We start from the raw sequence: 22,772 nt of genomic DNA on the forward strand, positions 1-22,772 counted from the left end.
CACCCCCTCAGCAGGAGGCTAGACCATGAACGCTCTCCCCAATACCGCCATTGCCGCAAGCGCCGCTCCGGCCTGGCATGGCTGCATCTTCAATGGTGACTGGGTGCCCGGCAACGGCGGCACCGCGCAGATCATCGAGCCGGCCACCGGCACTCTGCTGCACGAAGTCGGCAAGGCCGACCTGGCCGATGTCGCCGCTGCCGTGGCGCTGGCGAAAAAAGCGCAGCGTGTCTGGGCAGCCACTGCGCCGCGCGAGCGCGCTGCGGTGTTTCACCGTGCCGCGCAGCTGATGGAAGCGCGCAGTGCCGAAGCGGCACTGCTGATCGCGCGCGAAACCGGCGGCATCCTGCCCAAGGCCCAGCGCGAAGTGAACGAGTCGGTGGTGATCTACCAGCAGTCTGCGGCGCTGCCGCTGCAGGCGGTCGGCCAGGTGCTGCCGACGGGCGCCGGTCAGCTCAGCCTGGCGCGGCATCTGCCGCTGGGCGTGATCGCAGTGATTTCCCCGTTCAATTTCCCGCTGATCCTGTCGCTGCGCTCGGTCGCCCCGGCGCTGGCGATGGGCAATGCAGTGGTGCTCAAGCCCGACCCGCGCACGCCATATACCGGTGGCGTGGTCATCGCGCAGGTGCTGGAAGAAGCGGGCCTGCCGAAGGGACTGTTGCATGTACTGCATGGCGATGCCGCCATCGGGCAGGCGCTGGTCGAATCGCCGGATATCCCGATGATTGCCTTCACCGGCTCCACCGCGGCCGGGCGGCGCATCGGCGAGATCGCTGGCCGGCATTTGAAGAAGGTGTCGCTGGAGTTGGGCGGCAACAACGCAGTGATCGTGCTCGACGACGCCGATCTGGACAAGGCCGCCGCTGCAGTGGCATTCGGCGCCTACATGCATCAGGGACAGATCTGCATGGCCACCGGCCGCGTGCTGGTCCAGCGCGGGATCGCCGATGCATTCACGCAGCGGCTGGCCGAAAAAGCCAGGCATCTGCCGGTCGGCGATCCGGTCAGCGGCACTGTGGCACTGGGCCCGATCATCGACCAGCGCCAGCTGCAGCGGGTGATCGATATCGTGGACGACAGCATCGCCGCCGGTGCGGTGGTGGAGGCCGGCGCCAGCAACGAAGGCCTGTTCTATGCACCGACGGTGCTGTCCAACGTGCGTCCGGGCATGCGTGCATTCGACGAAGAAGTCTTTGGCCCGGTGATCAACATCACCGTGTTCGATACCGACGACGAAGCCGCAGAACTTGCCAACCATGGCGAGTACGGTCTGGCTGCGGGCATCCTGTCGGCGTCGGTGTCGCGCGCGATGCGCCTGGGCGACAAGCTGCACACCGGCCTGTTGCACATCAACGATCAGACCGTGGCCGATGAAGTCATCAATCCCTTCGGCGGGACCGGCGCGTCGGGCAACGGCACCAGTGTCGGCGGACCGGCCGATTGGGAGCAGTACACCCACTGGCAATGGCTGACGATCAAGAACGAAGTGCCGCAGTACCCGTTCTGACCGGCGCGTCGCAACCGACCGGGCAGCGGGGCTGCAGGCGAGCCGTGGATCAGCCGCTTTGGGGCTGATCTATCTGCGTTGTCCAAGCGCACCGCTCTTAACCTTGCCCACCGACCATCTCAACTGGGCCTTGCCCGCCCGCCGTCGCGTGACCTTACGCGGCATGGATGCCGCGTACAGGGATGTACTTGCGGCGTGTCCTGCGATGGTGGGCGGGCAAGGGCCGTGCAACAAAGCTGCAGATCAACCGCTCTACGATTGAGCTATCGCAAGGGCTCGGCCGCCAAGCTCCAGACCAGCCGCTCCTACTCGCCAGCGCGGAATTGCGTCGGCGAGCAGCCGGCATGGCGTGCGAAGTAGCGGCTGAAGTACGCAGCGTCGAAAAATCCAAGGCTGGCGGCGATCTGCTGCACGCTCAGGCTGGTGTAGCGCAGGCTGCGGCGTGCTTCGAGCATGATCCGGCGCTGCAGTAATTGCAGTGCCGAGGCGCCGGCCAGTCGCTTGCATAACGCGTTGAGATGGCCCGGAGTCAGACCCAGCTGCTCGGCATAGCGGGAGATCGGCCAGTGCGCGCGGTAGTGCTGGTCTATCAAGGCCTGATAACCACGCAGATGGCGCAGTGCCGGGTCGGCGTACGGGCTCACCGCAGCCGCATCCTGTGCGTGCTCCAGCGCCGTGCGGGCGGTCCAGATCAACAGCTGCGCTGCGGCGGCGTGCAATGCGGCCTCGTGGCCGATGCGTCGGTATGCGTGATCGTCGGCAATGCTGGCGAACAGCACGTCGAGCAATCCGCGTGCATGGTGTGCGTGCAGGACGTGCGGGACGGTCAGTGCACGCTGCAATAGTGGCGCGGCACTCAAGGCATTACGTACCAAGGGCATGCACACGGTGATGATGTGGCCGCGCACCTGTGGATCGAATTTGAAACCATGCACGCATAGCGGTGGCAGCCAGATCACGCTTGCGCCACGCACGCGCTGGCTGCGGCCATCCAGCTGCAGTGTCGCCGGCCCGCGTTGCACATACAGCAGTTGCGCCAGGTCTTCGTGCCGGTGCGGGGCGATGCGCCAGTCATGCAGCCGGCTGCGTGCGGCAATTGACTCCCAGTGCAACAGCTCGGGCGTGTCGGCATGCTGTTCGCCATACAGGCCGAAGGCGGGAACCGCAGTAGCTGCGGCAGTGGCGTGCGCGCGTGTGGGCATCGTCGAAAAGTCCAAGCACTGCACGTAATCATCCCTTCAAAGCATGTGCTTGGCTACCCACACTGGCCTGCATCCGTCGGCTGAGGCAGGAGCATTGCATGCGAACCCAGATCGCGATCATCGGCGCCGGCCCCTCCGGCCTGTTGCTGGGCGAGCTGTTACTGCGGGCCGGTATCGATGCCGTGGTGATCGAGCGGCAGACCCCGGAGCATGTGTTGGGGCGTATCCGCGCCGGCGTGCTGGAACAGGGCAGCGTGGCGCTGCTGCAGCGGGCAGGCGTTGGCGCACGCGTGCAGCGCGAAGGCTTGCCGCATCACGGCTTCGAACTGTCGCTGGATGGCCGGCGGGAGCGTATCGATCTGCTGCGCGGCTGCGGACGCAGCGTGACCGTCTACGGCCAGACCGAGGTCACTGCCGATCTGATGCAAGCCCGTGCGCGCGGCGCTGCGCCAACGTATTACAGCGCGCAGGACGTGACACTGTGCGGAGTGGACAGCGACGCGCCTGCGGTGGAATTCACCCACGATGGCCAGCGCCTGCGTATCGACTGCGACTATATCGTCGGCTGCGACGGCTTCCATGGCATCAGCCGCGCCAGCATCCCGCCGGAGCGACTGCGCCTGTTCGAGCGGATGTACCCGTTCGGGTGGCTTGGCGTGCTTGCCGACACCCCACCGGTCAACGACGAGTTGATCTACGCGCAGCACCCACGCGGCTTTGCCTTGTGTTCGATGCGCTCGCCGACGCGCTCGCGCTATTACGTGCAGGTGCCGGCCGATGCGCGGGTGGAGGCATGGAGCGATCAGGCGTTCTGGGATGAGTTGCGTGCGCGTCTGCCAGACGCCTTGTCTGCGCAACTGCTCACCGGGCCGTCGATCGAGAAGAGCATTGCGCCGTTGCGTAGCTTCGTCGCCGAACCCATGCAGTACGGGCGCCTGTTCCTGGCCGGCGATGCGGCGCATATCGTGCCGCCTACGGGCGCCAAGGGCCTGAATCTGGCGCTGGCCGATGTCGGCTTGCTGGCGCAATTGTTCGAGCGCTGGAACGCGCGTGGCGATACCACGGTGCTGCAACAGTATTCGGCGCTGGCGCTGCAGCGGGTATGGAAGGCCGAACGGTTTTCATGGTGGATGACCACCTTGCTGCATACCTTCGACGACCAGGACGCGTTCTCCGCACGCATTCATGCCGCAGAACTGGATTATCTGCTGGACAGCGAGGCCGGGCGGGCCACCCTGGCCGAAAACTATGCAGGCTTGCCGTTGGTGGAGCTGCCGGATTGAGCGTAGCGATGGTTGCCGCCGAGACGCCTCGTGCGTGCGCGCGAGAAAACCGACTGCCGTGGTTATCTTCTGATTACCACCAATACCGCAGGTGCCCTGGTGCACTCCAGGGCGGCTAGCGGGCGAGCGGACGCGGCCGTTAGGCTGGCGGCGACGCGTGAACAACCCTGTATGCCAAGGCGCGTCGTCCCCCAATCAACGGTGCACCGTGTTGGCACCCGGCCGGCACAGCGCCCGTCTCCACGTAAGGAGTCTTCCATGAATAAGCTGTTCTCACGCGCCTTGCTGCTGGTCATGCTGGTGGCGCCGGTGGCTGCGTTCGCGCAGACCGCAGTGACGGAAAATCCCAACCACCAGAAGATGCTGCTTGGCTCCACCTGGTATGAAACCGCCAACAAGCGGCTGGTCTACGATTTCTGGCGCATCGTGTTCGAAGCCGGCCAGGTGCAGTATGCGCCGATGTACATGGACAAGAACTACATCCAGCACAACCCGAATGTGGCCAATGGCCGCGATGCGTTCATTGCCTTCCTGACCGCCTTCGTGAAGCCGACGCCGGTGCAGCCGCGCGTGCAGCTGCCGCTGGTGGCCATCACTGCCGACGGCGATCTGGTCACGCTGGTGTCGGTACGCACCCTGCCCAATCCGAACAAACCGGGCACCACCTACACCACCACCTGGTTCGACATGTTCCGCATCGAAAAAGGCCTGATCAAGGAGCATTGGGATCCGGACACCATTGCCGGCCGCGCCAATAGCGGCGGCCAGTAATCGCTGCTGCATTGCAGGGCTGCAGCGTGCAGCCCTGCAATGCGTGATCCATGCAGCTCGTCAGCAACCATGCAAGTGGTTGACGGAAACGACAACGCCCGCCTGATGGCGGGCGTTGTCTTTTTGAGCGCAGCGCTCAGCTGATGCGGAAGCCCATCGTCGCTTCCACCGCCTGCTGCCAGCCGGCATAGAGTTGTTCGCGCTTGTCGTCGGGCATGGTCGGCTCGAAGCGGCGATCCACCGCCCACTGCTTGGCGATCTCTTCGCGGCTGCTCCAGAACCCGGTCGCCAGGCCGGCCAGATAGGCCGCGCCAAGCGCGGTGGTTTCGGCCACTTCCGGGCGCAGCACCGGCACGTTGAGCATGTCGCTCTGGAATTGCGCCATGAAGTCGTTGGCGATGGCGCCACCGTCGGCGCGCAGTTCCTTCAGCTCGATACCCGAATCGGCCTGCATCGCAGTCAACACGTCGCGGGTCTGGTAGGCCATCGATTCCACTGCCGCACGCACAAAATGTTCCTTGGTGGTGCCGCGGGTCAACCCGAACACCGCACCGCGGATATCGCTGCGCCAATACGGCGCGCCCAGGCCGACGAAGGCCGGCACCAGATAGACCCCGTCGTTGTCGCCGGCACGTTCGGCATAGGCCTGCGAGTCGCTGGCCTTGCCGAGCATGCGCAAGCCGTCGCGCAGCCACTGCACCACCGAGCCGGCGACGAAGATCGAACCTTCCAGCGCGTACTCGACCTTGCCGTCAATGCCCCAGGCGATCGTGGTCAGCAGACCGGCCTTGGACGCAACCGCCTTGTCGCCGGTATTCATCAGCGCAAAGCAGCCGGTGCCATAGGTGTTCTTGGCCATGCCCGGCTCGAAGCAGGCCTGTCCGAACAGCGCCGCCTGCTGGTCGCCGGCGATCCCGGCGATCGGCACCTGCTCGCCGTAGAAATACTGGGTCTGGGTCATGCCGTAGATTTCGCTGGACGAGCGCACCTCCGGCAGCATCTCCTTCGGCACGTCGAGCATGGCCAGCAGCTCGGCGTCCCACTCCAGCGTATGGATGTTGTACATCAGCGTGCGCGAGGCATTGGTGTAGTCGGTGACATGCACCTTGCCGCCGGTGAGATTCCAGATCAGCCAGCTGTCGATGGTGCCGAAGGCCAGCTCGCCGTTACGCGCGCGCTCGCGGGCGCCGTCGACGTGGTCGAGGATCCATTTGACCTTGGTGCCGGAAAAATACGCATCGATCAGCAGGCCGGTCTTGTCGCGCACCATCTGCTCGTGCCCGGCCTCCTTGAGCTGCGTGCAGATGTCCTTGGTCTGCCGCGATTGCCAGACGATGGCGTTGTAGATCGGCTGGCCGGTGGCCTTGTCCCATACCACTGCGGTCTCGCGCTGGTTGGTGATGCCGATACCGGCGATCGAGCGCGCATCGATCTGCGCGTTGTTGAGCAGCTCGGTGATCGTGGTGTAGACGCTGGTCATGATCTCGCGCGGGTTGTGTTCCACCCAGCCCGGCTGCGGAAAGATCTGGCCGAACTCGCGCTGCGCCACGCCGGCCACCTTGCCGTTGCGATCGAACAACATCGCCCGTGAACTGGTGGTGCCTTGATCGATCGCAAGGACGTATTGCTTTTCCATCGGAGATTCCTCGAACAATGCCGGCGCTGGCGCACGGCGAGAAAAGGGGGCAGTGCACGCCGCTGCGCGAAAGGCCGATAAAACCCAGCCTGCCCGGCGGCGGCGCCGTGCTGTCAGTCGTGCAGCGGTGCGATCAGCGCGGATCGAGCGGTTTGCCGCCCTGCAGATGGCGCACGCGTGCCGGCAGGAACGGCAGGATCAGCCACTGGTAGGCGAGCGCGCCGATCGGGCCGCCGATCAACGGGCCGACAATGGGAATCCACCAGTAATTGTCCTTGGCAGGCAACGCGGCCTCGCCCCAGCCGGCAAGGTAGGCAAACAGACGCGGGCCGAAATCGCGCGCCGGATTCATCGCCCAGGCTTCCAGATAGCCCATCGACGCGCCCAGCGTCGCCACCAGCAGGCCGATCATCAGCGCGCCGGAGTTGGCGGTCGGCGCGGCTTCGTTGAATTGTTCGGTGATGGCGAAGATGCCGAAGATCAGGAACGCGGTGATGATGATCTGGTCGACCAGCGCATGCATCGGCGTGACTGCAAGGCCGGGCGCGGTGAAGAACACCCCGGCGGCGCCACCGGCTTCGCGGGTGAGTTGCTGCACCTGGTTGTAGTGGTCGATGACCGGGCCGTACAACTGGTAGACGATGGCCGCGCCCAGGAACGCACCAATCACCTGCGCGCCCCAGTACGGCAGCACCTTCTTCCAGGAGAAACCGCGGAACAGCGCCAGCGCCAGCGTCACCGCCGGGTTGGCATGCGTGCCGGACACCGAGCCGGTGACATAGATCGCCAGCGTCACCGCCAGGCCCCAGGCGATGCACACGCCCCAATAGGCGTTCTGGTACGGGCTGGGGTCGTAGAGGACGTACATCGCCGCGACCGAATCGCCGAGCGCGATGATGATGAACATCGCCACCGCTTCGGAGATCAACTCACCCACGAGTTGGCGGCTCATGCGCGCGTCCTCGCGCCGACGGCGATGATGCAGGCAGGGTGGTGCGATGCGCGCATTGGCGCGCAGGGGTCTTCGGTGATGCTCATCAGGGTGCCCTCCACGTGACTCAGGATGATGCTGGCGAATGCGCCAGGATACGTTGCCGCGCGACCCGTCCTCGCCGGCAACGTGGTTCGATCAGGCCGGCACGCCGTCCGCCTGCCGCACCGAGTGTGTCTGCAGATACGCCTCCAGGCGTGCGTGCCCGGCCGCGTCGATGCGCAGGCCGAGTTTGCTGCGGCGCCATAGGATGTCGTCGGCAGTGACGGCCCATTCGTGGGCACGCAGGTAATCCACCTCGGCCTGGTACAGATCGGCGCCGAAGTGCGTGCCCAGGGCGCCGATGTCCTGCGCCTGGCCCAGCAGCTGCTCCGCACAGGTGCCGTAGTTGCGTACCAGCCGCTGCGCGGTCGGCGCCGGCAGCCATGGGTATGCATTGCGCACGCGTTCGAGCAGGCTGGCGATATCGCGTTGTTCGCCGCCGGGCAATGCATCGCCGCGTGCGGTCCATGCCGGCTTGCGGGCACCCAGCGCCTGGGTGAGGCGGTCGACCGCTTCTTCGGCCAGCTTGCGATAGGTGGTGAGCTTGCCGCCGAACACGTTGAGCAACGGCGCGCCGTCGGTGAGCACTTCCAGCTGGTAGTCGCGGGTGACTTCGGCAGCGTTGTCCTCGGCGTCGTCCAGCAGCGGACGCACGCCGCTATAGCTCCACACCACATCGCTGGGGGCGATCTGCTGCTGGAAATACAGGTTCACCGCATCGCACAGGTACTGCACTTCGGCCGCATCGATCCTGGGCGCGGCGGGGTCGGCCTGGTAATCCACGTCGGTGGTGCCGATCAGGGTGAAGTCGTGCTCGTAGGGGATGGCGAACACGATGCGCCGATCCGGTTGCTGGAAGATGTACGCGTGGTCGTGGTCGAACAACTTGGGCACCACGATGTGGCTGCCCTTGACCAGGCGCAGTGCGTGCTTGTGCGGCACTGCGGCGACCTTGTCCAGGAACGACACCGCCCACGGCCCGGCCGCATTGGCCAGTGCACGCGCCTGCACGGTGCGGCGGCGGCCGTCGCGGTCTTCCAGCTCGGCGTACCAGAAGCCTGCATCGCGCCAGGCACCGACGCAGCGTGTGCGGGTGCGGATCTGTGCGCCACGCCTGGCGGCGTCCATCGCATTGAGCACCACCAGCCGCGCGTCCTGGACCCAGGCATCGGAGTACACGAAGCCGGTGCGCAGCGATTCCTGCAGCGGCTGGCCCACCGGGTGCGTGCGCAGCGACAGCCGACGCGAGCGCGGCAGACTGCGCTTGCTGCCGCCGAGATGGTCGTACAGGAACAGCCCGGCGCGGATCATCCAGGCCGGGCGCAGATGCGGTTGATGCGGCAGCAGGAAGCGCAGCGGCCAGATGATGTGCGGAGCCAGCCGCAGCAACACCTCGCGCTCGGCCAGCGCCTTGCCGACCAGCGCGAACTCGTACTGCTCCAGGTAGCGCAGGCCACCGTGAATGAGCTTGGTGCTGGCGCTGCTGGTATGCGCGGCCAGATCGTCCTGCTCGCACAGGCACACCGACAGGCCACGCCCGGCCGCATCGCGGGCGATGCCGACCCCGTTGATGCCGCCGCCTATCACCAGAAGATCGTATGTCTCGCCCATCGGTGTCTCCGTCCGGGCGCGCCAGTAGCGAACCCAAGTTGTCATGTTCGAACATATTCGAACATCAAACCTTTTCGGGACGTGAAGAGCCATGAGGCCTGGGAGCTAGGCGAATAAAGAGTAAATTGGCCTATCGAAGCCGGAATTTCGATAACCAGAGCAGATCATTAGGCGATCAGATCGGCACTCCGCACCGTAAACGCACAAAAACGAACAATTGGCTCAGCCGGCGTTGCCAGGCTCGGCCAGATGCACGCGGGTGCCGGCCTCGGCCAGCACGGCGGCCAGTTCCTGTGGCGGCGGCCGGTCGGTGAACCAGTCGTGCACCTGGGCAATTGCGCCCAGTCGCACCATGGCGTTGCGGCCGAACTTGCTGTGGTCGGCGGCCAGCAGCACCTGCCGCGAGTGCTCGATGATGGCCTGGGCCACGCGCACTTCCTGGTAGTCGAAGTCCAGCAAGGTGCCGTCCAGATCGATGCCGGAAATGCCGATCACCCCGAAGTCCACCTTGAACTGCCGGATCAGCTCCACCGTCGCCTCGCCGGTCACGCCCTGGTCGCGCCCGCGCACCACGCCACCGGCCACGATCACCTCGAAGCTGGGGTTGGCACTGAGCATTACCGCCACGTTGAGGTTGTTGGTGATCACGCGCAGGCCGCGGTGCTGCAGCAAGGCGCGCGCGACCTCTTCGTTGGTGGTGCCCAGGTTGATGAACAACGAGGCATCGTCGGGAATGAAGCGGGCGACCTGCGCGGCGATGTGCTGTTTCTCGCGCGCCTGCAGCGCCTTGCGCGCGGTGTAGGCCAGGTTTTCCACGCTCGAGGGCATGCTGACGCCACCGTGATAGCGGCGCAGCACGCCGGCATCGCACAGCAGGGTCAGATCGCGACGAATGGTCTGCGGCGTCACCTCGAAGCGCGTCGCCAGCCCTTCCACCTCGGCAAAGCCCTGCTGCCGCACCAATGCCACCAATTGTTCCTGGCGCGGGTTGAGTGCCGGCGCCGGGACCGTCCTGTAGTGAGTCGACTCCATGCGCAGATGATCGCGCATGCGCGTGAGGATGCAAACACGCGCTGCGCGAGCGCCGGCGTGTGGATGGCTGCGCTCAGCCCAGCTCGCCGCGGTAGCCGGTATCGATGCTGATGCTGCCGCCCACCGCGCGCGAGACGCAGGCGCACAGCTTGCGGTTCTCGCGGCGCTGTTCGTCGCTGAAGAACACATCGCGGTGATCGATATCGGCCGCGCTGTCCAGCACCTCGACCGCGCACAGCCCGCATTCGCCGCGCCGGCATTCGGCGATCAGCTCGACTCCGGCGTCGGCCAGCGCATCCAGCATCGATTCGTTCTCGGCCACCGGCACTTCCAGGCCGAGCCCGGGCAGCTTGACCACGAACGCCTGCGCCGGCACCCGCCCGCTGTTGCCGAAGGTTTCGAAGTGCAGCCGCGCGCGCGGACGCCCGGCGGCGTGCCAGTGCTGGCGCACCGCCTCGAGCATGCCGAGCGGGCCGCACACGTACACCTCGGCATTGGGAGACAGCCGCGCCAGCTCGGCAGCAAGATCCGCCGGGCCGGCGCCGTCGTCGCATTGCAGCTGCAGGCGCTCGCCCAGCAGCGCTTCCAGTTCGTCGACATAGGCCATCGCACGGCGCGTGCGCCCGGCATACAGCAGGCGGAACGCGCGGTGCCGGCGCGCCAGCCGCTGCGCCATGCCGATGATCGGGGTGATGCCGATCCCGCCGGCAATCAGCAGGATCTCCTCGCCGCCCTCGTCCAGCGCGAAGTTGTTGCTGGGCGGGGAGATCTCCACCACATCGCCGGGCTGCAGCGTCCACATGTGCCGGGAGCCGCCGCGGCTGTCGGGCATCTGCCGTACCGCGATCTGGTAGTGGCCGTCGGCACGCGGCTCGCCCACCAGCGAGTACGAGCGCACGTCGGCGCGGCCATGCAGCTGCACGCGAAAATCCAGATGGCTGCCGACCTCGAAGCCGCGTGCCGCGGTGCCCGGGTCGAGCACGATTTCGCGCACGCCCTCGCAGGCGTCGGCAATGCTGACCACATGGGCGCGGTGCCACTGGGTGTCTTTACGCATGGGGAACTCCAGGCAGAGGGGTGGGCCGGCTGCTGCCGGCAGTGGCGGGATGGGCGCGGCCGATCAATGCGCCGCCGCGCACCTGGGTGATCGCCGCCGGGGTCTGCAGCACGTGGCGCAGATTGCGATGGGCCAGCCGTGCGTGTTCGCGCATCAGCGCTTCGGCGCGCGCGCCCTGGCGGTCTTCGATGGCGGCCAGGACTTCACGGTGCTGGTCCTGTGCCAGGGTCAGGATCAGCCGCGCCTCGGCGCTGGTGGTCTGCGCCATGACCAGGCTGTTGGGCGAGGCGAACGGCAGCTGCAGCACGCGGGTGAGCTCGCGGCCCAGCACATCGCTGCCGGCCATGGCCACCAGCAACGCGTGGAATTGCGCATTGGCCTGCACGTACGCGCTGAAGTCGATGGCGTGCAGCGGCGAGCCGACGATGCGGTCGAGCGTGTCCAGCAGCTGACGTGCCTGGGCCAGCGCCGCGGCCGATGCCCCGCGCTCGGCCGCCATGCGCGCGGCCAGGCCCTCGAGCGTGCCGCGCAGTTCGATCGCATCGTGCACATCGCGGTCGCTGAAGGCCTGCACCGCATAGCCGCCGCCGGGCAGTGCGCTGGCCAGGCCTTCTTCGCACAGCCGCTGCAACGCGGCGCGCACGGGCGTGCGCGACATGCCCAGCCGCTGCACCACCGCCAGCTCGGACAAGCGCGTTCCAGCCGGCAGGGTGCCGTCGAGGATCAGTTCGCGTAGCGACAGCAGTGCGCGCGTGGTCTGCGCGGCACTGCTGCGAAACGGGGTGGCGGGTGACATGGAAACCTCCGATGCGGTGCTCAGCCCACCATGCGCAGCGACAGTTCCTGCGCGCGCTGCTCCTGGGCGATCAGCCGATCGATCACGCGGCGCGCCCACATCCCGCCGGCATCGACGTTTAGGTTGTAGAAGGTGTGATCCGGATGCGCGTCGATGGCGCGTTGCTGCGCTTCCAGCACCGCCTCGTCCTCGCCGAACACGCCGGTGACGCCTGCACGGGTCAGCGTGGTCAGCGATTGGTCGTGCAGCGCGTAGTTGCGCATGAACGCCCAGAAGTAATGGCAGGTGGTGTCGGTTTCGGGCGTGATGGTATTGAGCACGTAGCCGTTGACGCCCTGACTGCGGTCGCCCTCCGGCGCACCGGTGCCGGCGATGGCCACGCCAACGTCGATGGCGATGGTGCCGGGCGCTTCGAAGCGGATGATCTGCCAGCGGTCGACCTTGCCGCGGTAATCCAGATGGCGTGCGATCTGGCTGGCCCAGAACGGCGGCGCGTCGATATTGCGCATCCAGCGCGACACCACCACCGAGCGGTCGCCATGCATCACCTCGAACGGCGCTTCGGCGATCTCGTCCTGGCCGATGCTGGAGCCGTGCACGAAGGTCTCGTGGGTCAGGTCCATCAGGTTGTCCAGCACCAGCCGGTAGTCGCACTTGGCATAGATGGTGCGGCCATCGCCGGCCCAGGCCGGATCGTGCGCCCAGTGCAGGTCGGGAATCAGGCGGGTGTCGGCCTGCGCCGGGTCGCCAGGCCAGATCCACACATAGCGATGCTTCTCGGCCACCGGAAAACTGCGCACGCACGCGGAGGGATTGATGGTCTCCTGCGAGGGCATGTGCACGCAGCGGCCCTGGCTGTTGTAGACCAGCCCGTGGTAACCGCACACCACATCGTCGCCGCGCAGCTTGCCCATCGACAGCGGCACCAGGCGATGCCAACACGCATCTTCGAGCGCGATCACCGCCCCGGCAGTGGTGCGATAGACCACCACATCCAGGTTGCAGACCTTGCGCGGGGTCAGCGCGTGCTTGATCTCGTGGTCCCAGGCGACGGCGTACCACGCATTGAGGGGAAACAGCTGCTTGGACTGGGACATGACCGTGGCTCCTGGGATTTGTATACAACCTGGGGTGCGGATCGGCAGCGGTGCGCCGGCTGGCGACCAGTTGACGCGCATGCCGGCGCTGGCGTCTGCTTGCAAGCGAAGTTATGTATACACCGGAGACAATGTTGGAGCGTCGGTCGCTTGCCGAAATTGTGCGATTATCGAATTGATGCACCGATAATCGCATTGACCGGGCCGTGCAGCTGCGCCTAACGTGACCACACGCTCGCTGCGCAGGACCGAAGCAATGGCCCAGATCGTCCCCCTTTCAGAAGCGGTGTCCCAGCTGATCGCCGATGGCGACTGCGTGGCGATGGAAGGCTTCACCCATCTGATTCCGCATGCGGCCGGCCACGAGGTGATCCGCCAGCGCAAGCGCGACCTGCACCTGGTGCGCATGACCCCGGACCTGATCTACGACCAGCTGATCGGCGCCGGTTGTGCATCGGCATTGCGGTTCTCGTGGGGCGGCAATCCGGGTGTCGGCTCGCTGCACCGGCTGCGCGATGCGGTCGAACATGCGTGGCCGCAGCCGCTGCAGATCCGCGAACACAGCCATGCCGACATGGCCAACGCGTATGTGGCCGGTGCCTCGGGCCTGCCGTTCGCGGTGCTGCGCGGTTATGTCGGCTCGGACCTGCCGCGCGTCAACGACAGCATCAAGTTCCTGCAATGCCCGTACACCGGCGAGACGCTGGCCACCACGCCGGCGGTCAAGCCCGATGTCACCGTGATCCATGCGCAGCAGGCCGACCGCCGCGGTAACGTGTTGCTGTGGGGCATCCTGGGCGTGCAGAAGGAAGCCGCGCTGGCGGCGCGCAAGGTGATCGTCACGGTGGAAGAGATCGTCGACACGCTGGATGCGCCGCCCAACGCCTGCATCCTGCCGCGCTGGGTGGTCGATGCGGTCTGCCACGTGCCCGGCGGTGCGGCGCCGTCGTATGCGCACGGTTATTACGCCCGCGACAACCGCTTCTACCTGGCCTGGGATGCGATTGCGCGCGACCGTGCACGCTTCCAGGCCTGGATCCAGACGCACATTCTCGACACCGACGATTTCGCTGCGTTCCAGCGCGTGTACGCGCACTCGCTGCTGCAGGTGGCCGCATGAGCGACTACAGCACCAACGAGATGATGACCGTGGCGGCGGCGCGGCGCCTGCCCGATGGCGCGGTGTGCTTTGTCGGCATCGGCCTGCCATCCACCGCCGCCAACCTGGCGCGGCTGACGCATGCGCCGGATGTCACCCTGATCTACGAATCCGGTCCGATCGGCGCGCGCCCGGAGGTGCTGCCGTTGTCGATCGGCGACGGCGAACTGGCCGAAACCGCCGACACCGTGGTCTCCACGCCAGAAATCTTCCGCTACTGGCTGCAGGGCGGGCGCGTGGACGTGGGCTTCCTGGGCGCGGCGCAGATCGATCGCCATGCCAATCTCAACACCACGGTGATCGGCCCGTACGACGCGCCCAAGACACGGCTGCCCGGCGCGGGCGGTGCGCCGGAGATCGCGGCCAGCGCCAAACAGGTGTTCATCATCATTCGCCAATCCAGACGCAGTTTCGTGCCGGCGCTGGACTTCATCACCACGGTCGGGCATCTGGACGGTGGCGATGCGCGGCAGCGCGCCGGCCTGCCCGGCGCCGGCCCCACCGTGGTGGTCACTGACCTGTGCGTGATGGAGCCCGATCCGGTGACCCGCGAACTCACCGTCACCGCGCTGCACCCCGGCAGCACCCGCGAGCAGGTGAGCGCGGCCACCGGCTGGCCGATCCGCTTCGCTGCCGATCTGGCGCAGACCACCCCACCCAGCGCTGCGGAACTGCAGGCGCTGCGCGCGCTGCAGGCACGCACCGACGCCGCGCATGGCAAGCAGGCAGCCGGAGCCGAGGCATGAGCGAGGTCTATCTGATCGATGGCATCCGCACGCCGATCGGCCGCTACGGCGGCGCCCTGGCCGGCGTGCGCGCCGACGACCTGGGCGCGATACCGATCGCCGCGTTGATGGCACGCAATCCGCAACTGGAACCGGCGCTGATCGACGATGTGTACCTGGGCTGCGCAAATCAGGCCGGCGAGGACAATCGCAATGTCGCGCGCATGAGTCTGTTGCTGGCGGGCTTGCCCAGCTCGGTGCCGGGCAGCACGCTCAATCGCCTGTGCGGCTCGGGGCTGGATGCGGTCGGCACGGTGGCGCGCGGCATCCGTGCCGGCGAGCTGGGCCTGGCGATCGCCGGCGGGGTCGAATCGATGACCCGCGCGCCGTGGGTCATGGGCAAGGCCGAAAGCGCGTTCGCGCGCACGCAACAGCTGGAAGACACCACCATGGGCTGGCGGTTCATCAATCCGCGCCTGCAGGGCGCCTATGGTGTGGAGCTGATGGGCGAGACCGCGGAGAACGTGGCACAGCGGCACGCCATCGCGCGCGAAGACCAGGACGCGTTTGCGTTGCGCAGCCAGCAACGCGCCGCCGCCGCACAGGCGGCCGGTTTCTTCGATGCAGAAATCACCCCGGTGCCGGTGGCCGCACGCAAAGGGGGCGAGGCAAGCGCGGTCGATCGCGACGAGCATCCGCGCCCGAACACCACCGCCGAGATGCTGGCCAAGCTCAAGCCGGTGTTCCGCCAGCCCGGCACGGTGACGGCCGGCAATGCGGCCGGTCTCAACGATGGCGCTGCCGCCCTGTTGCTGGCGTCTGCGCAGGCCGTGCACGCGCATGGGCTGACCCCGCGGGCACGCGTGCTCGGCTTCGCCTCGGCGGGCGTGGAGCCGGCCTACATGGGCATCGGCCCGGTACCGGCCACGCAGCGCCTGCTGGCGCGCCTGGGCCTGCGCATCGAGCAGTTCGACGCGATCGAGCTCAACGAAGCCTTCGCCGCGCAGGTGCTGGCCTGCACGCGCGCGTTCGGCCTGGCCGACGATGCCGCGCACGTCAACGCCAATGGCGGCGCCATCGCGCTGGGTCATCCGCTGGGCATGAGCGGTGCGCGACTGGCATTGACCTTGTTGCGGCAACTGGAGGCGGGCAATGGGCGGCTTGGGCTGGCCAGCATGTGCATCGGGGTCGGGCAGGGCGTGGCGCTGGCGATCGAGCGCGTGTAGTGCGCCGATTGCAACCGCCGCCGCCAAGACCGCACACCCACGTTTTGATCCTGCCGTAGCGCAACCGATGGAGATCCCGCATGCGCGACCCCAGCTCTGACACGTCGATCGATCCGCTGCTCGGCTATCGCCGGCCGCGGATCGGCACACAGCCGGCCTACCTGCATCTGCCCTACGCATCCACCGCATTGCGCGGCCCCACGCGTGCGCCCATCGATATCCCGGCCACGCTGTCGGAAGTCACCGGCCCGCAATTGAATCGGCTCACCCTGGGTGAGCATGCCGCCGACCTCACCGCCGGCTTTGCGGGCGAGCCGTTGGGCGAGCGCATCATCGTGTCCGGTCGCGTGCTCGACGAAAACGGCAAGCCGGTGCGCAACAGCGTGGTCGAGGTGTGGCAATGCAATGCCGCCGGCCGCTATCAACATGCCGGCGACCGGCATGACGCACCGCTGGATCCCAACTTCCGCGGCACCGGCCAGGTGCTCACCGACGACCATGGCCGCTACGCCTTCAAGACCATCAAGCCGGGCGCGTATCCGTGGCGCAATCACTACAACGCCTGGCGGCCGGCGCATATCCATTTTTCGCTGCATGGCGATGGCATCGGGCAGCGGCTGATCACCCAGATGTACTTCCCCGGCGACCCGTTGCTGGCGCACGACCCGATCTACAACTGCGTGGACGATGCGCAGGCGCGCGAACGCATGGTGTCCAGCTTCGACTGGGAAAACGCGGTGAGCGAATACGCGCTGGCCTACCGCTTCGACATCGTGTTGCGCGGTCGCAAGCAAACGGTCTGGGAGTGAATCGATGAGCCTGCACACCACCCCGTCGCAAACCGTTGGCCCGTATTACCGGCTCGGGCTGGAGCCGCTGTATCGCGCGCAACTCGCGCCTGCGCAGGCCGTGGGTACACACGTGCAGGTCAGTGGTTGCGTGTTCGATGGCGCCGGCGTCCCGGTGGCCGACGCAGTGCTGGAGCTGTGGCAGGCCGATGCGGCCGGCATCTATGCGCATGCCGCCGATACGCGCTGCCAGGCGCACGATCCCGGCTTCGATGGCTGGGGCCGCGTGCCGACCGACGCGCAGGGGCGGTTTTCCTTCAGCACCGTCAAGCCGGGCCAGGTCGCCGGGCCGGACGGCAAGCAGCAGGCAGCGCATCTGAGCGTGCTGGTCTTCATGCGCGGGCTGTTGCGCGGCGTGTCGACGCGGCTGTACTTCGCCGACGATCCGCAGCTGGGCAGCGACCCCATCCTGGCCCTGGTGCCGGCCGAGCGCCGTAGCACGCTGCTGGCGCATTCGCGCGGTGGCAGCGATTACGTGTGGGACATCCATATGCAGGGCGATGCGGAAACGGTGTTCTTCAACTATTGATCGCGCGGTCGGTGCGCGGGGTGCCATGCATGGTTGTCTCCGTGCGAGCAGCACGCCTGCACCTGCGTGCAGGTGCGGTGCAGCTGTCGCCGCGCGCCGGGCAGGCAGGTGCCAGCGCGCGCTGCCCTCGGTGATCCATCGTGATCGCGTGGTAACCGCGCGCAATGCCGTGATCCCGCCGCGACACGCCTTGTCCAAACGTGCAGCACGCATGACCCGCACCGATCACCACGCGTGCACACCACCCGGCACCGCGCACGCCAGTTGGCACTCTTGCGCATCGGTGCCATGCTGCCGGCACGCCACCAGAGGCCATGCATGACTGCGACGTCTTCCCTGTTGGGATCCCTGTTTGGCGAGCCGGCCTGCGACGCGCTGTTCGACGACGCGGCGCGGGTGCAGGCAATGCTGCACTTCGAATCCGCGCTTGCCCGCGCGCAGGCGCAATGCGGCGTGATTCCCGCCGAGGCCGCGCAGGCCATTGCGGCCGCATGCGACGTGCAGCATTACGATCTGGCCGCGCTGGCCCAGGCCACCGCACTTGCCGGCAACCCCGCCATTCCATTGGTCAAGGCGCTGACCGCGCGCGTGGCCACCCACGATGCGCAGGCCGCGCGCTGGGTGCACTGGGGCGCCACCAGCCAGGACGTCATCGACACCGGCACGGTACTGCAGCTGCGCGCCGCGCTCGACCTGCTGCTGCCGCGCCTGCAGGGCCTGTGCGCCGAGTTGGCTGCGCTGGCCGCGCGCGAACGCAACACCGGCCTGCCCGGACGTACCTTGTTGCAGCAGGCGGTGCCGGTCACGTTCGGGCTCAAGGTCGCCGCTTGGCTGGATGCGCTGCAGCGCGCGCACCAGCGCCTGCAGGCCCTGCAGCACGATGGCCTGGTGCTGCAGTTCGGGGGCGCTGCCGGCACGTTGGCGTCGTTGCAGGAGCACGGTCTGGATGTCGCCCAGGCGCTAGCAACCACGCTGGCGCTGCCGTTGCCCGCGATGCCGTGGCATACCGCACGCGATCGCCTCGTCGAGGTCGGCTGCGCGTTCGGCCTGCTGGCCGGCACGTTGGGCAAGATCGGCGGCGATGTGGTGCTGCTGATGCAGTCGGAAGTCGGCGAAGTGTTCGAGCCGGCCGCAGCCGGCAAGGGCGGCTCCTCGGCGATGCCGCACAAGCGCAATCCGGTCTCCAGCGTCGCCGCGGTTGCTGCTGCCACCCGCGTGCCCGGCCTGGTGGCGACCTTGTTCAGCGCGATGGCGCAGCCGCATGAGCGCGCCGCCGGCCAATGGCATGCCGAATGGGAGACCTTGCCGCAGATCGTGTGCCTGACCGCCGGCAGCCTGGCGCAGATGCAAGGCTGCCTGACCGACCTGCAACTGGACCGCGAGGCCATGCGCGCGCACCTGCACAGCCATGGCGGCGCGTTGTACGCCGAGGCAGCGGTGTTTGCGTTGGCACCACGGCTCGGCAAGCCGCAGGCGCATGCGCTGGTCGAACAGGCGGTGGCACGCGCCCAGGCGCAGCAGCGCCATCTGCGCGAGGTGCTCGGCGACGACGCGCAGGTGAGCGCGGTACTCACGCAGGCGCAACTGCAGGCGGTGTTCGATGTGGACAGCTGGCGCGGCATGTCCTCGGTCTGGATCGATCGCGTGCTGGCCGCTTCTTCATCCCGCTGACGGTGCTCCGATGGCTTATCTCCAGTTGCCCACGCATCGCCTGCATTACCGCCTCGACGGCACCGAAGGCCGCCCCTGGCTGACCTTCTGCAATTCGCTGGGCACCGACCTGCATATGTGGGACGTGCAGATCGCCGCGTTTGCGCCGCATTACCGCATCCTGCGCTACGACCGCCGCGGCCATGGCGATTCGGACACGCCGCCCGGCCCGTATCGCGTTGCCGACCTTGGCCAGGACGTGCTGGCGCTGTGGGATGCGTTGCAGATCGCGCAGAGCGACTTCTGCGGCCTGTCGATCGGCGGACTCACCGGGCAATGGCTGGGCCTGCATGCGCCGCAGCGCCTGCGCCGGCTGGTGGTGTGCGCCACCGCGCAGAAGATCGGCAGCAGCGAGAGCTGGAACGCGCGCATCGAGCAGGTGCGCAGCGAAGGCCTGCCGGGGCTGGTCGATGCCACCTTGCAGCGCTGGTTCACCCCGCCGTTTGCCATCAGCCATGCGCAGCGCCTGGACATGATCGTGGCCGCCTTCGTGTCGACATCGCCGCAGGGCTATATCGCCTGCTGCCAGGCGGTGGCCGACGCCGACTTCCGCGGCGCGCTGGACACGCTGGAGCTGCCACTGCTCGCACTGGCCGGCGACGACGACCCGGTTTGTCCGCCGGCCGATCTGCGCGAGATCGCCTACGCCGCCCCGCACGGCCACTACGCACAGGTGCCCGGCCGGCACATCTGCAACCTGGAGTCGCCGGCCGCGTTCAACCACAGCGTCCTGGGCTTTCTGCAGGCCGACCACGTGTGACCCTCCACCCGGCCAGGCAGCTGCCGGATGCGTGGAGCCGGTACCCCGATCCGGCACGCACGACGCCCGGCATCCCCGCTCATGCGTTGCATCTGCGCCCAGCTGACCACGGCCAGCTGCCTGTCGCCGGCGACATCAATCGCAACCAATGCACCTGATACGTCAGCGCTTGCCCTACGGCCACAGCTGACCTGCAGCAGCCGTCAGCATCCGATTCCCCATTCCCCATTCCCACGCAGGAGAGATTCCGATGCACGAAGACGAGCGTTACCAGGCGGGCTTGCGCGAGCGCCGACGCGTCCTGGGCGATGCGCATGTCGAGCGCTCGCTGGCCGCACGCACCGAGTTCACCGACGAGTTCCAGGCGCTGATCACCCGCTACGCCTGGGGCACCATCTGGACCCGCGATGGCCTGCCCGCGCACACCCGCTCGCTGCTGACCCTGGCGATGATGGTGGCGCTGGGCCACGACGAGGAGTTCAAGCTGCACGTGCGCGCCGCGCGCAACAATGGCGTCACGCCCGAGCAGATCAAGGAGGTCCTGCTGCAGGCCGCGGTCTATTGCGGCGTGCCTGCCGCCAACCATGCCTTCGCGCTGGCCAAGTCCATCCTCGAGGAGCAGGCCGACGAAGAACAGCCGGTGCGCGAAGGCTGACGGCCACGGCGACGCGTGAGTGCAGCAGGCATGCTGCATTTGCGCGGTATGCGGCGGGCAATGCGACCGGTTAGGTTGGCTGTGCCCCCCTGGCCTGCACTGATGGCACGCCGGGCAGTGTGGCGATCCAACGCGCGCACTGCGTTGCACCCTGGCCGTCCCGTAGGCACATCGCCGCTGATGACATCGCCCATCGACGACGGGATGATGCATGTACCGCAACGGACCACCGCTTCCGTTCGCACAGGACATTTCCCATGAGGTTGCCGATGCTGCTGCGTACCGTTTGTTTGCTTTTGCTGCTCACCGTATCCGGGCTGCAGGCACGACCGCATCCCGGGCCCGGAACCGAGCTGGCGCAGGTGCGCACCGACGATGGCCAGACGCTGGCGGTGTGGTCGCGCGTCCCGGCGCAGCCGCGCGGCACGATCCTGCTGGTGCATGGGCGCACCTGGAGTGCGTTGCCCAATTTCGATCTGCAGGTTGCCGACGAGCCGCGCGATGCGCGCTCGGTACTGGCGGCATTGGCGCAGGCCGGTTACGCCGCCTACGCGGTCGATCTGCGCGGCTATGGCGGCAGTGCGCGCGATCGCAGCGGCTGGAACACGCCCGCGCGCGCCGTGGCCGATGTCGATGCGGTGCTGAGCTGGGTTGCCCACCAGCACCCGCAGCTGCCGCCGCCGGCGCTGCTCGGTTATTCCAATGGTGCGCGGGTGGCGCTGCTGATCGCCCAGCAACATCCGCAGGCAGTGTCGGCGCTGGTGCTGTATGGCTTCCCGGACGATGTCGACGCAGCGCCCGACACCACCCCGGCGCCGGCACAGCCATTGCGTGCGCGTACCACGGCCGCGGCGGCCGGCGAGGATTTCATCACCGCCAACGCCGCACCGCCTAGCGTGCGTGCGGCCTATGTGGCGCAGGCGGTATCGGCCGACCCGGTGCGTACCGACTGGCGCGCGATGGAGCAGTTCGCCTTCCAGCCGGAGCAGGTGACCACGCTGCCGGTCTTGCTGCTGCGTGGCGTCGACGATCCCATCGCGACCCAGGCGGACAACGCGCACCTGTACGCACGCCTGCGCAGCGAAGACCGCAGCTGGGTCACGCTGCCGCACGCCGATCACGTGGCGCATGTCGAGGACACCCATGCCGCCTGGGTGGATGCGGTGGTTAGCTTCCTGCGCCGGCCGCGCTGAGCGCGCCCGCCACCCACTAACTCAACAATGCACCCAGTCGCTGCGCCGCCTGCTTCAACGGCTCCAGCAGCGTCTGCATCGTCTGCAGGCTCACGCGCCCGGCCTGGGCGCCGATGTTGAGCGCGGCGATCACCTCGCCGCGCAGGTTGCGCACCGGCACCGCGATCGAGCGCAGGCCGATTTCCAGTTCCTGGTCGGTCAGGCACATGCCTTCGCGGCGCGTGCGTGCCAGCACTTCCAGCAGTGCAGATGCCTCGGTCACGGTGCGGTCGGTACGCGGGCGCAGTGTGGTGCGCTCCAGGTACGCCTGTAAGGTGTCGCCGGGCAGGGCGGCCAGCAGGACGCGGCCCATTGAGGTGCAGTAGGCCGGCAGGCGTGTGCCCGGGCGCAGCCCGATCGACATGATGCGCACCGTCTCGGCACGCGCCACGTACAGCAGGTCGTCGCCGTCCAGCACGCCCAGCGAGCAGGATTCGTGCAACTGGTCGCGCAGCCCGTCCAGCACCGGCTGCGCCGCCGCGGTCATCGACGAAGACGCTGCATACGCACCGCCGATCCCCAGCACGCGCGGCAGCAGCACGTAGCCGCGGCCCTGCTCGCCGACATAGCCCAGCCTGGCCAGGGTATGCAGCACCCGCCGCACCGCGGCACGCGAGATGCCGGTTTCCAGGCTGATCTGCGACATCGTCACCTCGCGCGCGTGCTGGGCGAACACGCTCAGCACCACCAGCCCGCGGCCCAGCGAGGTCATGAAGTCCGGGTCGCCCTGGGCGGCGGCGATCTGCTGCATCAGCTCATGCGGCAGGCCGCGTTCGCTCCCGGCGGTGGCCACGGTGGTGGTGGGTTTGCGGCGGCTGGAGGCGGGCTCGGGCATCGGATCGCAGCTTGGACGGGTCTGTGCATGGTAAGCGCTCACGCCGATACATGCCCCCGGTCGCAGCT

The 22,772-nt window shown here is 67.5% G+C and carries 21 protein-coding genes; 12 read left to right on the forward strand and 9 right to left on the reverse strand.

Features of this window, described 5'->3' with window-relative positions; translation table 11 throughout:
* Nucleotides 1–25: 25 nt before the first annotated feature.
* Complete coding sequence (locus GGR73_RS16405) at nt 26–1,507, forward strand: benzaldehyde dehydrogenase (protein WP_184457911.1); 1,482 nt, start codon at nt 26–28, stop codon at nt 1,505–1,507.
* Nucleotides 1,508–1,812: 305 nt separating this feature from the next.
* Here the strand turns inward: GGR73_RS16405 and GGR73_RS16410 are convergent, their stop codons facing one another.
* Nucleotides 1,813–2,709 (reverse strand): helix-turn-helix domain-containing protein, encoded by an 897-nt coding sequence (locus GGR73_RS16410; RefSeq protein WP_184457912.1) that lies wholly within the window; start codon nt 2,707–2,709, stop codon nt 1,813–1,815.
* A 98-nt stretch (nt 2,710–2,807) separates the two neighbouring features.
* On the opposite strand from GGR73_RS16410, the gene pobA reads away from it, so the two are divergent.
* Nucleotides 2,808–3,992: a 4-hydroxybenzoate 3-monooxygenase gene (pobA, locus tag GGR73_RS16415; RefSeq protein WP_184457914.1), complete on the forward strand. Its 1,185-nt coding sequence runs from the start codon at nt 2,808–2,810 to the stop codon at nt 3,990–3,992.
* A gap of 258 nt (nt 3,993–4,250) precedes the next feature.
* Nucleotides 4,251–4,763 carry a nuclear transport factor 2 family protein gene (locus tag GGR73_RS16420; RefSeq protein WP_016903479.1) on the forward strand — a complete coding sequence of 171 codons (513 nt, stop codon included), beginning with the start codon at nt 4,251–4,253 and terminating at the stop codon, nt 4,761–4,763.
* Between the two features lie 136 nt (nt 4,764–4,899).
* Here the strand turns inward: GGR73_RS16420 and glpK are convergent, their stop codons facing one another.
* From glpK to GGR73_RS16455, 7 genes are all read right to left on the reverse strand, one after another.
* The gene (gene glpK / locus GGR73_RS16425) at nt 4,900–6,399 is read right to left on the reverse strand and encodes a glycerol kinase GlpK (RefSeq protein WP_047126261.1); all 1,500 of its coding nucleotides are present in this window, start codon (nt 6,397–6,399) and stop codon (nt 4,900–4,902) included.
* A gap of 133 nt (nt 6,400–6,532) precedes the next feature.
* Nucleotides 6,533–7,351: an MIP/aquaporin family protein gene (locus GGR73_RS16430; RefSeq protein WP_016904933.1), complete on the reverse strand. Its 819-nt coding sequence runs from the start codon at nt 7,349–7,351 to the stop codon at nt 6,533–6,535.
* Nucleotides 7,352–7,528: 177 nt separating this feature from the next.
* Entirely contained in the window at nt 7,529–9,043 is a 1,515-nt protein-coding gene (gene glpD, locus GGR73_RS16435) for a glycerol-3-phosphate dehydrogenase (RefSeq protein ID WP_184457916.1), read from the reverse strand.
* 222 nt (nt 9,044–9,265) lie between these two features.
* Nucleotides 9,266–10,093, reverse strand: coding sequence for a DeoR/GlpR family DNA-binding transcription regulator (locus GGR73_RS16440; RefSeq protein ID WP_104590995.1), 828 nt, complete (start codon nt 10,091–10,093; stop codon nt 9,266–9,268).
* Between the two features lie 55 nt (nt 10,094–10,148).
* A complete protein-coding gene (locus GGR73_RS16445) occupies nt 10,149–11,132 on the reverse strand; it encodes a PDR/VanB family oxidoreductase (protein ID WP_065047047.1) in 984 nt (327 codons plus the stop codon).
* Nucleotides 11,125–11,928: a GntR family transcriptional regulator gene (locus GGR73_RS16450; protein WP_184457918.1), complete on the reverse strand. Its 804-nt coding sequence runs from the start codon at nt 11,926–11,928 to the stop codon at nt 11,125–11,127. The genes GGR73_RS16445 and GGR73_RS16450 overlap by 8 nt, the downstream gene beginning before the upstream one ends.
* A gap of 20 nt (nt 11,929–11,948) precedes the next feature.
* The gene (locus GGR73_RS16455) at nt 11,949–13,025 is read right to left on the reverse strand and encodes an aromatic ring-hydroxylating dioxygenase subunit alpha (RefSeq protein ID WP_016904721.1); all 1,077 of its coding nucleotides are present in this window, start codon (nt 13,023–13,025) and stop codon (nt 11,949–11,951) included.
* A gap of 256 nt (nt 13,026–13,281) precedes the next feature.
* Here GGR73_RS16455 and GGR73_RS16460 point away from each other — a divergent pair, with 256 nt between their 5' ends.
* The 9 genes from GGR73_RS16460 to GGR73_RS16500 all read left to right on the forward strand — a co-directional run bounded on the left by GGR73_RS16460 (nt 13,282) and on the right by GGR73_RS16500 (nt 21,830).
* Nucleotides 13,282–14,145 carry a CoA transferase subunit A gene (locus GGR73_RS16460; RefSeq protein WP_184457920.1) on the forward strand — a complete coding sequence of 288 codons (864 nt, stop codon included), beginning with the start codon at nt 13,282–13,284 and terminating at the stop codon, nt 14,143–14,145.
* Nucleotides 14,142–14,930: a CoA-transferase subunit beta gene (locus GGR73_RS16465; protein WP_039517333.1), complete on the forward strand. Its 789-nt coding sequence runs from the start codon at nt 14,142–14,144 to the stop codon at nt 14,928–14,930. The genes GGR73_RS16460 and GGR73_RS16465 overlap by 4 nt, the downstream gene beginning before the upstream one ends.
* The gene (pcaF, locus tag GGR73_RS16470) at nt 14,927–16,135 is read left to right on the forward strand and encodes a 3-oxoadipyl-CoA thiolase (protein ID WP_053051075.1); all 1,209 of its coding nucleotides are present in this window, start codon (nt 14,927–14,929) and stop codon (nt 16,133–16,135) included. Before GGR73_RS16465 ends, pcaF begins: the two co-directional genes overlap by 4 nt.
* A gap of 80 nt (nt 16,136–16,215) precedes the next feature.
* On the forward strand, nt 16,216–16,944 hold the full coding sequence (gene pcaH, locus GGR73_RS16475; protein WP_024938790.1) for a protocatechuate 3,4-dioxygenase subunit beta: 729 nt from the start codon (nt 16,216–16,218) through the stop codon (nt 16,942–16,944).
* Between the two features lie 4 nt (nt 16,945–16,948).
* The gene (pcaG, locus tag GGR73_RS16480; protein WP_184457923.1) at nt 16,949–17,512 is read left to right on the forward strand and encodes a protocatechuate 3,4-dioxygenase subunit alpha; all 564 of its coding nucleotides are present in this window, start codon (nt 16,949–16,951) and stop codon (nt 17,510–17,512) included.
* A 318-nt stretch (nt 17,513–17,830) separates the two neighbouring features.
* Nucleotides 17,831–19,183 (forward strand): 3-carboxy-cis,cis-muconate cycloisomerase, encoded by a 1,353-nt coding sequence (locus GGR73_RS16485; RefSeq protein ID WP_104569222.1) that lies wholly within the window; start codon nt 17,831–17,833, stop codon nt 19,181–19,183.
* A 10-nt stretch (nt 19,184–19,193) separates the two neighbouring features.
* Nucleotides 19,194–19,982: a 3-oxoadipate enol-lactonase gene (gene pcaD, locus GGR73_RS16490; RefSeq protein ID WP_039517320.1), complete on the forward strand. Its 789-nt coding sequence runs from the start codon at nt 19,194–19,196 to the stop codon at nt 19,980–19,982.
* 250 nt (nt 19,983–20,232) lie between these two features.
* Nucleotides 20,233–20,637: a 4-carboxymuconolactone decarboxylase gene (gene pcaC / locus GGR73_RS16495; protein ID WP_184457925.1), complete on the forward strand. Its 405-nt coding sequence runs from the start codon at nt 20,233–20,235 to the stop codon at nt 20,635–20,637.
* 269 nt (nt 20,638–20,906) lie between these two features.
* On the forward strand, nt 20,907–21,830 hold the full coding sequence (locus tag GGR73_RS16500) for an alpha/beta fold hydrolase (RefSeq protein ID WP_184457988.1): 924 nt from the start codon (nt 20,907–20,909) through the stop codon (nt 21,828–21,830).
* 16 nt (nt 21,831–21,846) lie between these two features.
* Here the strand turns inward: GGR73_RS16500 and GGR73_RS16505 are convergent, their stop codons facing one another.
* Complete coding sequence (locus GGR73_RS16505) at nt 21,847–22,704, reverse strand: IclR family transcriptional regulator domain-containing protein (protein WP_184457927.1); 858 nt, start codon at nt 22,702–22,704, stop codon at nt 21,847–21,849.
* Between the last annotated feature and the right edge of the window lie 68 nt (nt 22,705–22,772).

The organism is Xanthomonas sp. F14 (assembly GCF_014199865.1).

Excerpts from the sequence above, each read along its gene's own strand:
- GGR73_RS16405 (WP_184457911.1), top strand. The coding sequence starts at position 26 with ATGAACGCTCTCCCCAATACCGCCATTGCCGCAAGCGCCGCTCCGGCC.
- GGR73_RS16410 (WP_184457912.1), bottom strand. The coding sequence starts at position 2,709 with ATGCCCACACGCGCGCACGCCACTGCCGCAGCTACTGCGGTTCCCGCC.
- pobA (WP_184457914.1), top strand. The coding sequence starts at position 2,808 with ATGCGAACCCAGATCGCGATCATCGGCGCCGGCCCCTCCGGCCTGTTG.
- GGR73_RS16420 (WP_016903479.1), top strand. The coding sequence starts at position 4,251 with ATGAATAAGCTGTTCTCACGCGCCTTGCTGCTGGTCATGCTGGTGGCG.
- glpK (WP_047126261.1), bottom strand. The coding sequence starts at position 6,399 with ATGGAAAAGCAATACGTCCTTGCGATCGATCAAGGCACCACCAGTTCA.
- GGR73_RS16430 (WP_016904933.1), bottom strand. The coding sequence starts at position 7,351 with ATGAGCCGCCAACTCGTGGGTGAGTTGATCTCCGAAGCGGTGGCGATG.
- glpD (WP_184457916.1), bottom strand. The coding sequence starts at position 9,043 with ATGGGCGAGACATACGATCTTCTGGTGATAGGCGGCGGCATCAACGGG.
- GGR73_RS16440 (WP_104590995.1), bottom strand. The coding sequence starts at position 10,093 with ATGCGCGATCATCTGCGCATGGAGTCGACTCACTACAGGACGGTCCCG.
- GGR73_RS16445 (WP_065047047.1), bottom strand. The coding sequence starts at position 11,132 with ATGCGTAAAGACACCCAGTGGCACCGCGCCCATGTGGTCAGCATTGCC.
- GGR73_RS16450 (WP_184457918.1), bottom strand. The coding sequence starts at position 11,928 with ATGTCACCCGCCACCCCGTTTCGCAGCAGTGCCGCGCAGACCACGCGC.
- GGR73_RS16455 (WP_016904721.1), bottom strand. The coding sequence starts at position 13,025 with ATGTCCCAGTCCAAGCAGCTGTTTCCCCTCAATGCGTGGTACGCCGTC.
- GGR73_RS16460 (WP_184457920.1), top strand. The coding sequence starts at position 13,282 with ATGGCCCAGATCGTCCCCCTTTCAGAAGCGGTGTCCCAGCTGATCGCC.
- GGR73_RS16465 (WP_039517333.1), top strand. The coding sequence starts at position 14,142 with ATGAGCGACTACAGCACCAACGAGATGATGACCGTGGCGGCGGCGCGG.
- pcaF (WP_053051075.1), top strand. The coding sequence starts at position 14,927 with ATGAGCGAGGTCTATCTGATCGATGGCATCCGCACGCCGATCGGCCGC.
- pcaH (WP_024938790.1), top strand. The coding sequence starts at position 16,216 with ATGCGCGACCCCAGCTCTGACACGTCGATCGATCCGCTGCTCGGCTAT.
- pcaG (WP_184457923.1), top strand. The coding sequence starts at position 16,949 with ATGAGCCTGCACACCACCCCGTCGCAAACCGTTGGCCCGTATTACCGG.
- GGR73_RS16485 (WP_104569222.1), top strand. The coding sequence starts at position 17,831 with ATGACTGCGACGTCTTCCCTGTTGGGATCCCTGTTTGGCGAGCCGGCC.
- pcaD (WP_039517320.1), top strand. The coding sequence starts at position 19,194 with ATGGCTTATCTCCAGTTGCCCACGCATCGCCTGCATTACCGCCTCGAC.
- pcaC (WP_184457925.1), top strand. The coding sequence starts at position 20,233 with ATGCACGAAGACGAGCGTTACCAGGCGGGCTTGCGCGAGCGCCGACGC.
- GGR73_RS16500 (WP_184457988.1), top strand. The coding sequence starts at position 20,907 with ATGCTGCTGCGTACCGTTTGTTTGCTTTTGCTGCTCACCGTATCCGGG.
- GGR73_RS16505 (WP_184457927.1), bottom strand. The coding sequence starts at position 22,704 with ATGCCCGAGCCCGCCTCCAGCCGCCGCAAACCCACCACCACCGTGGCC.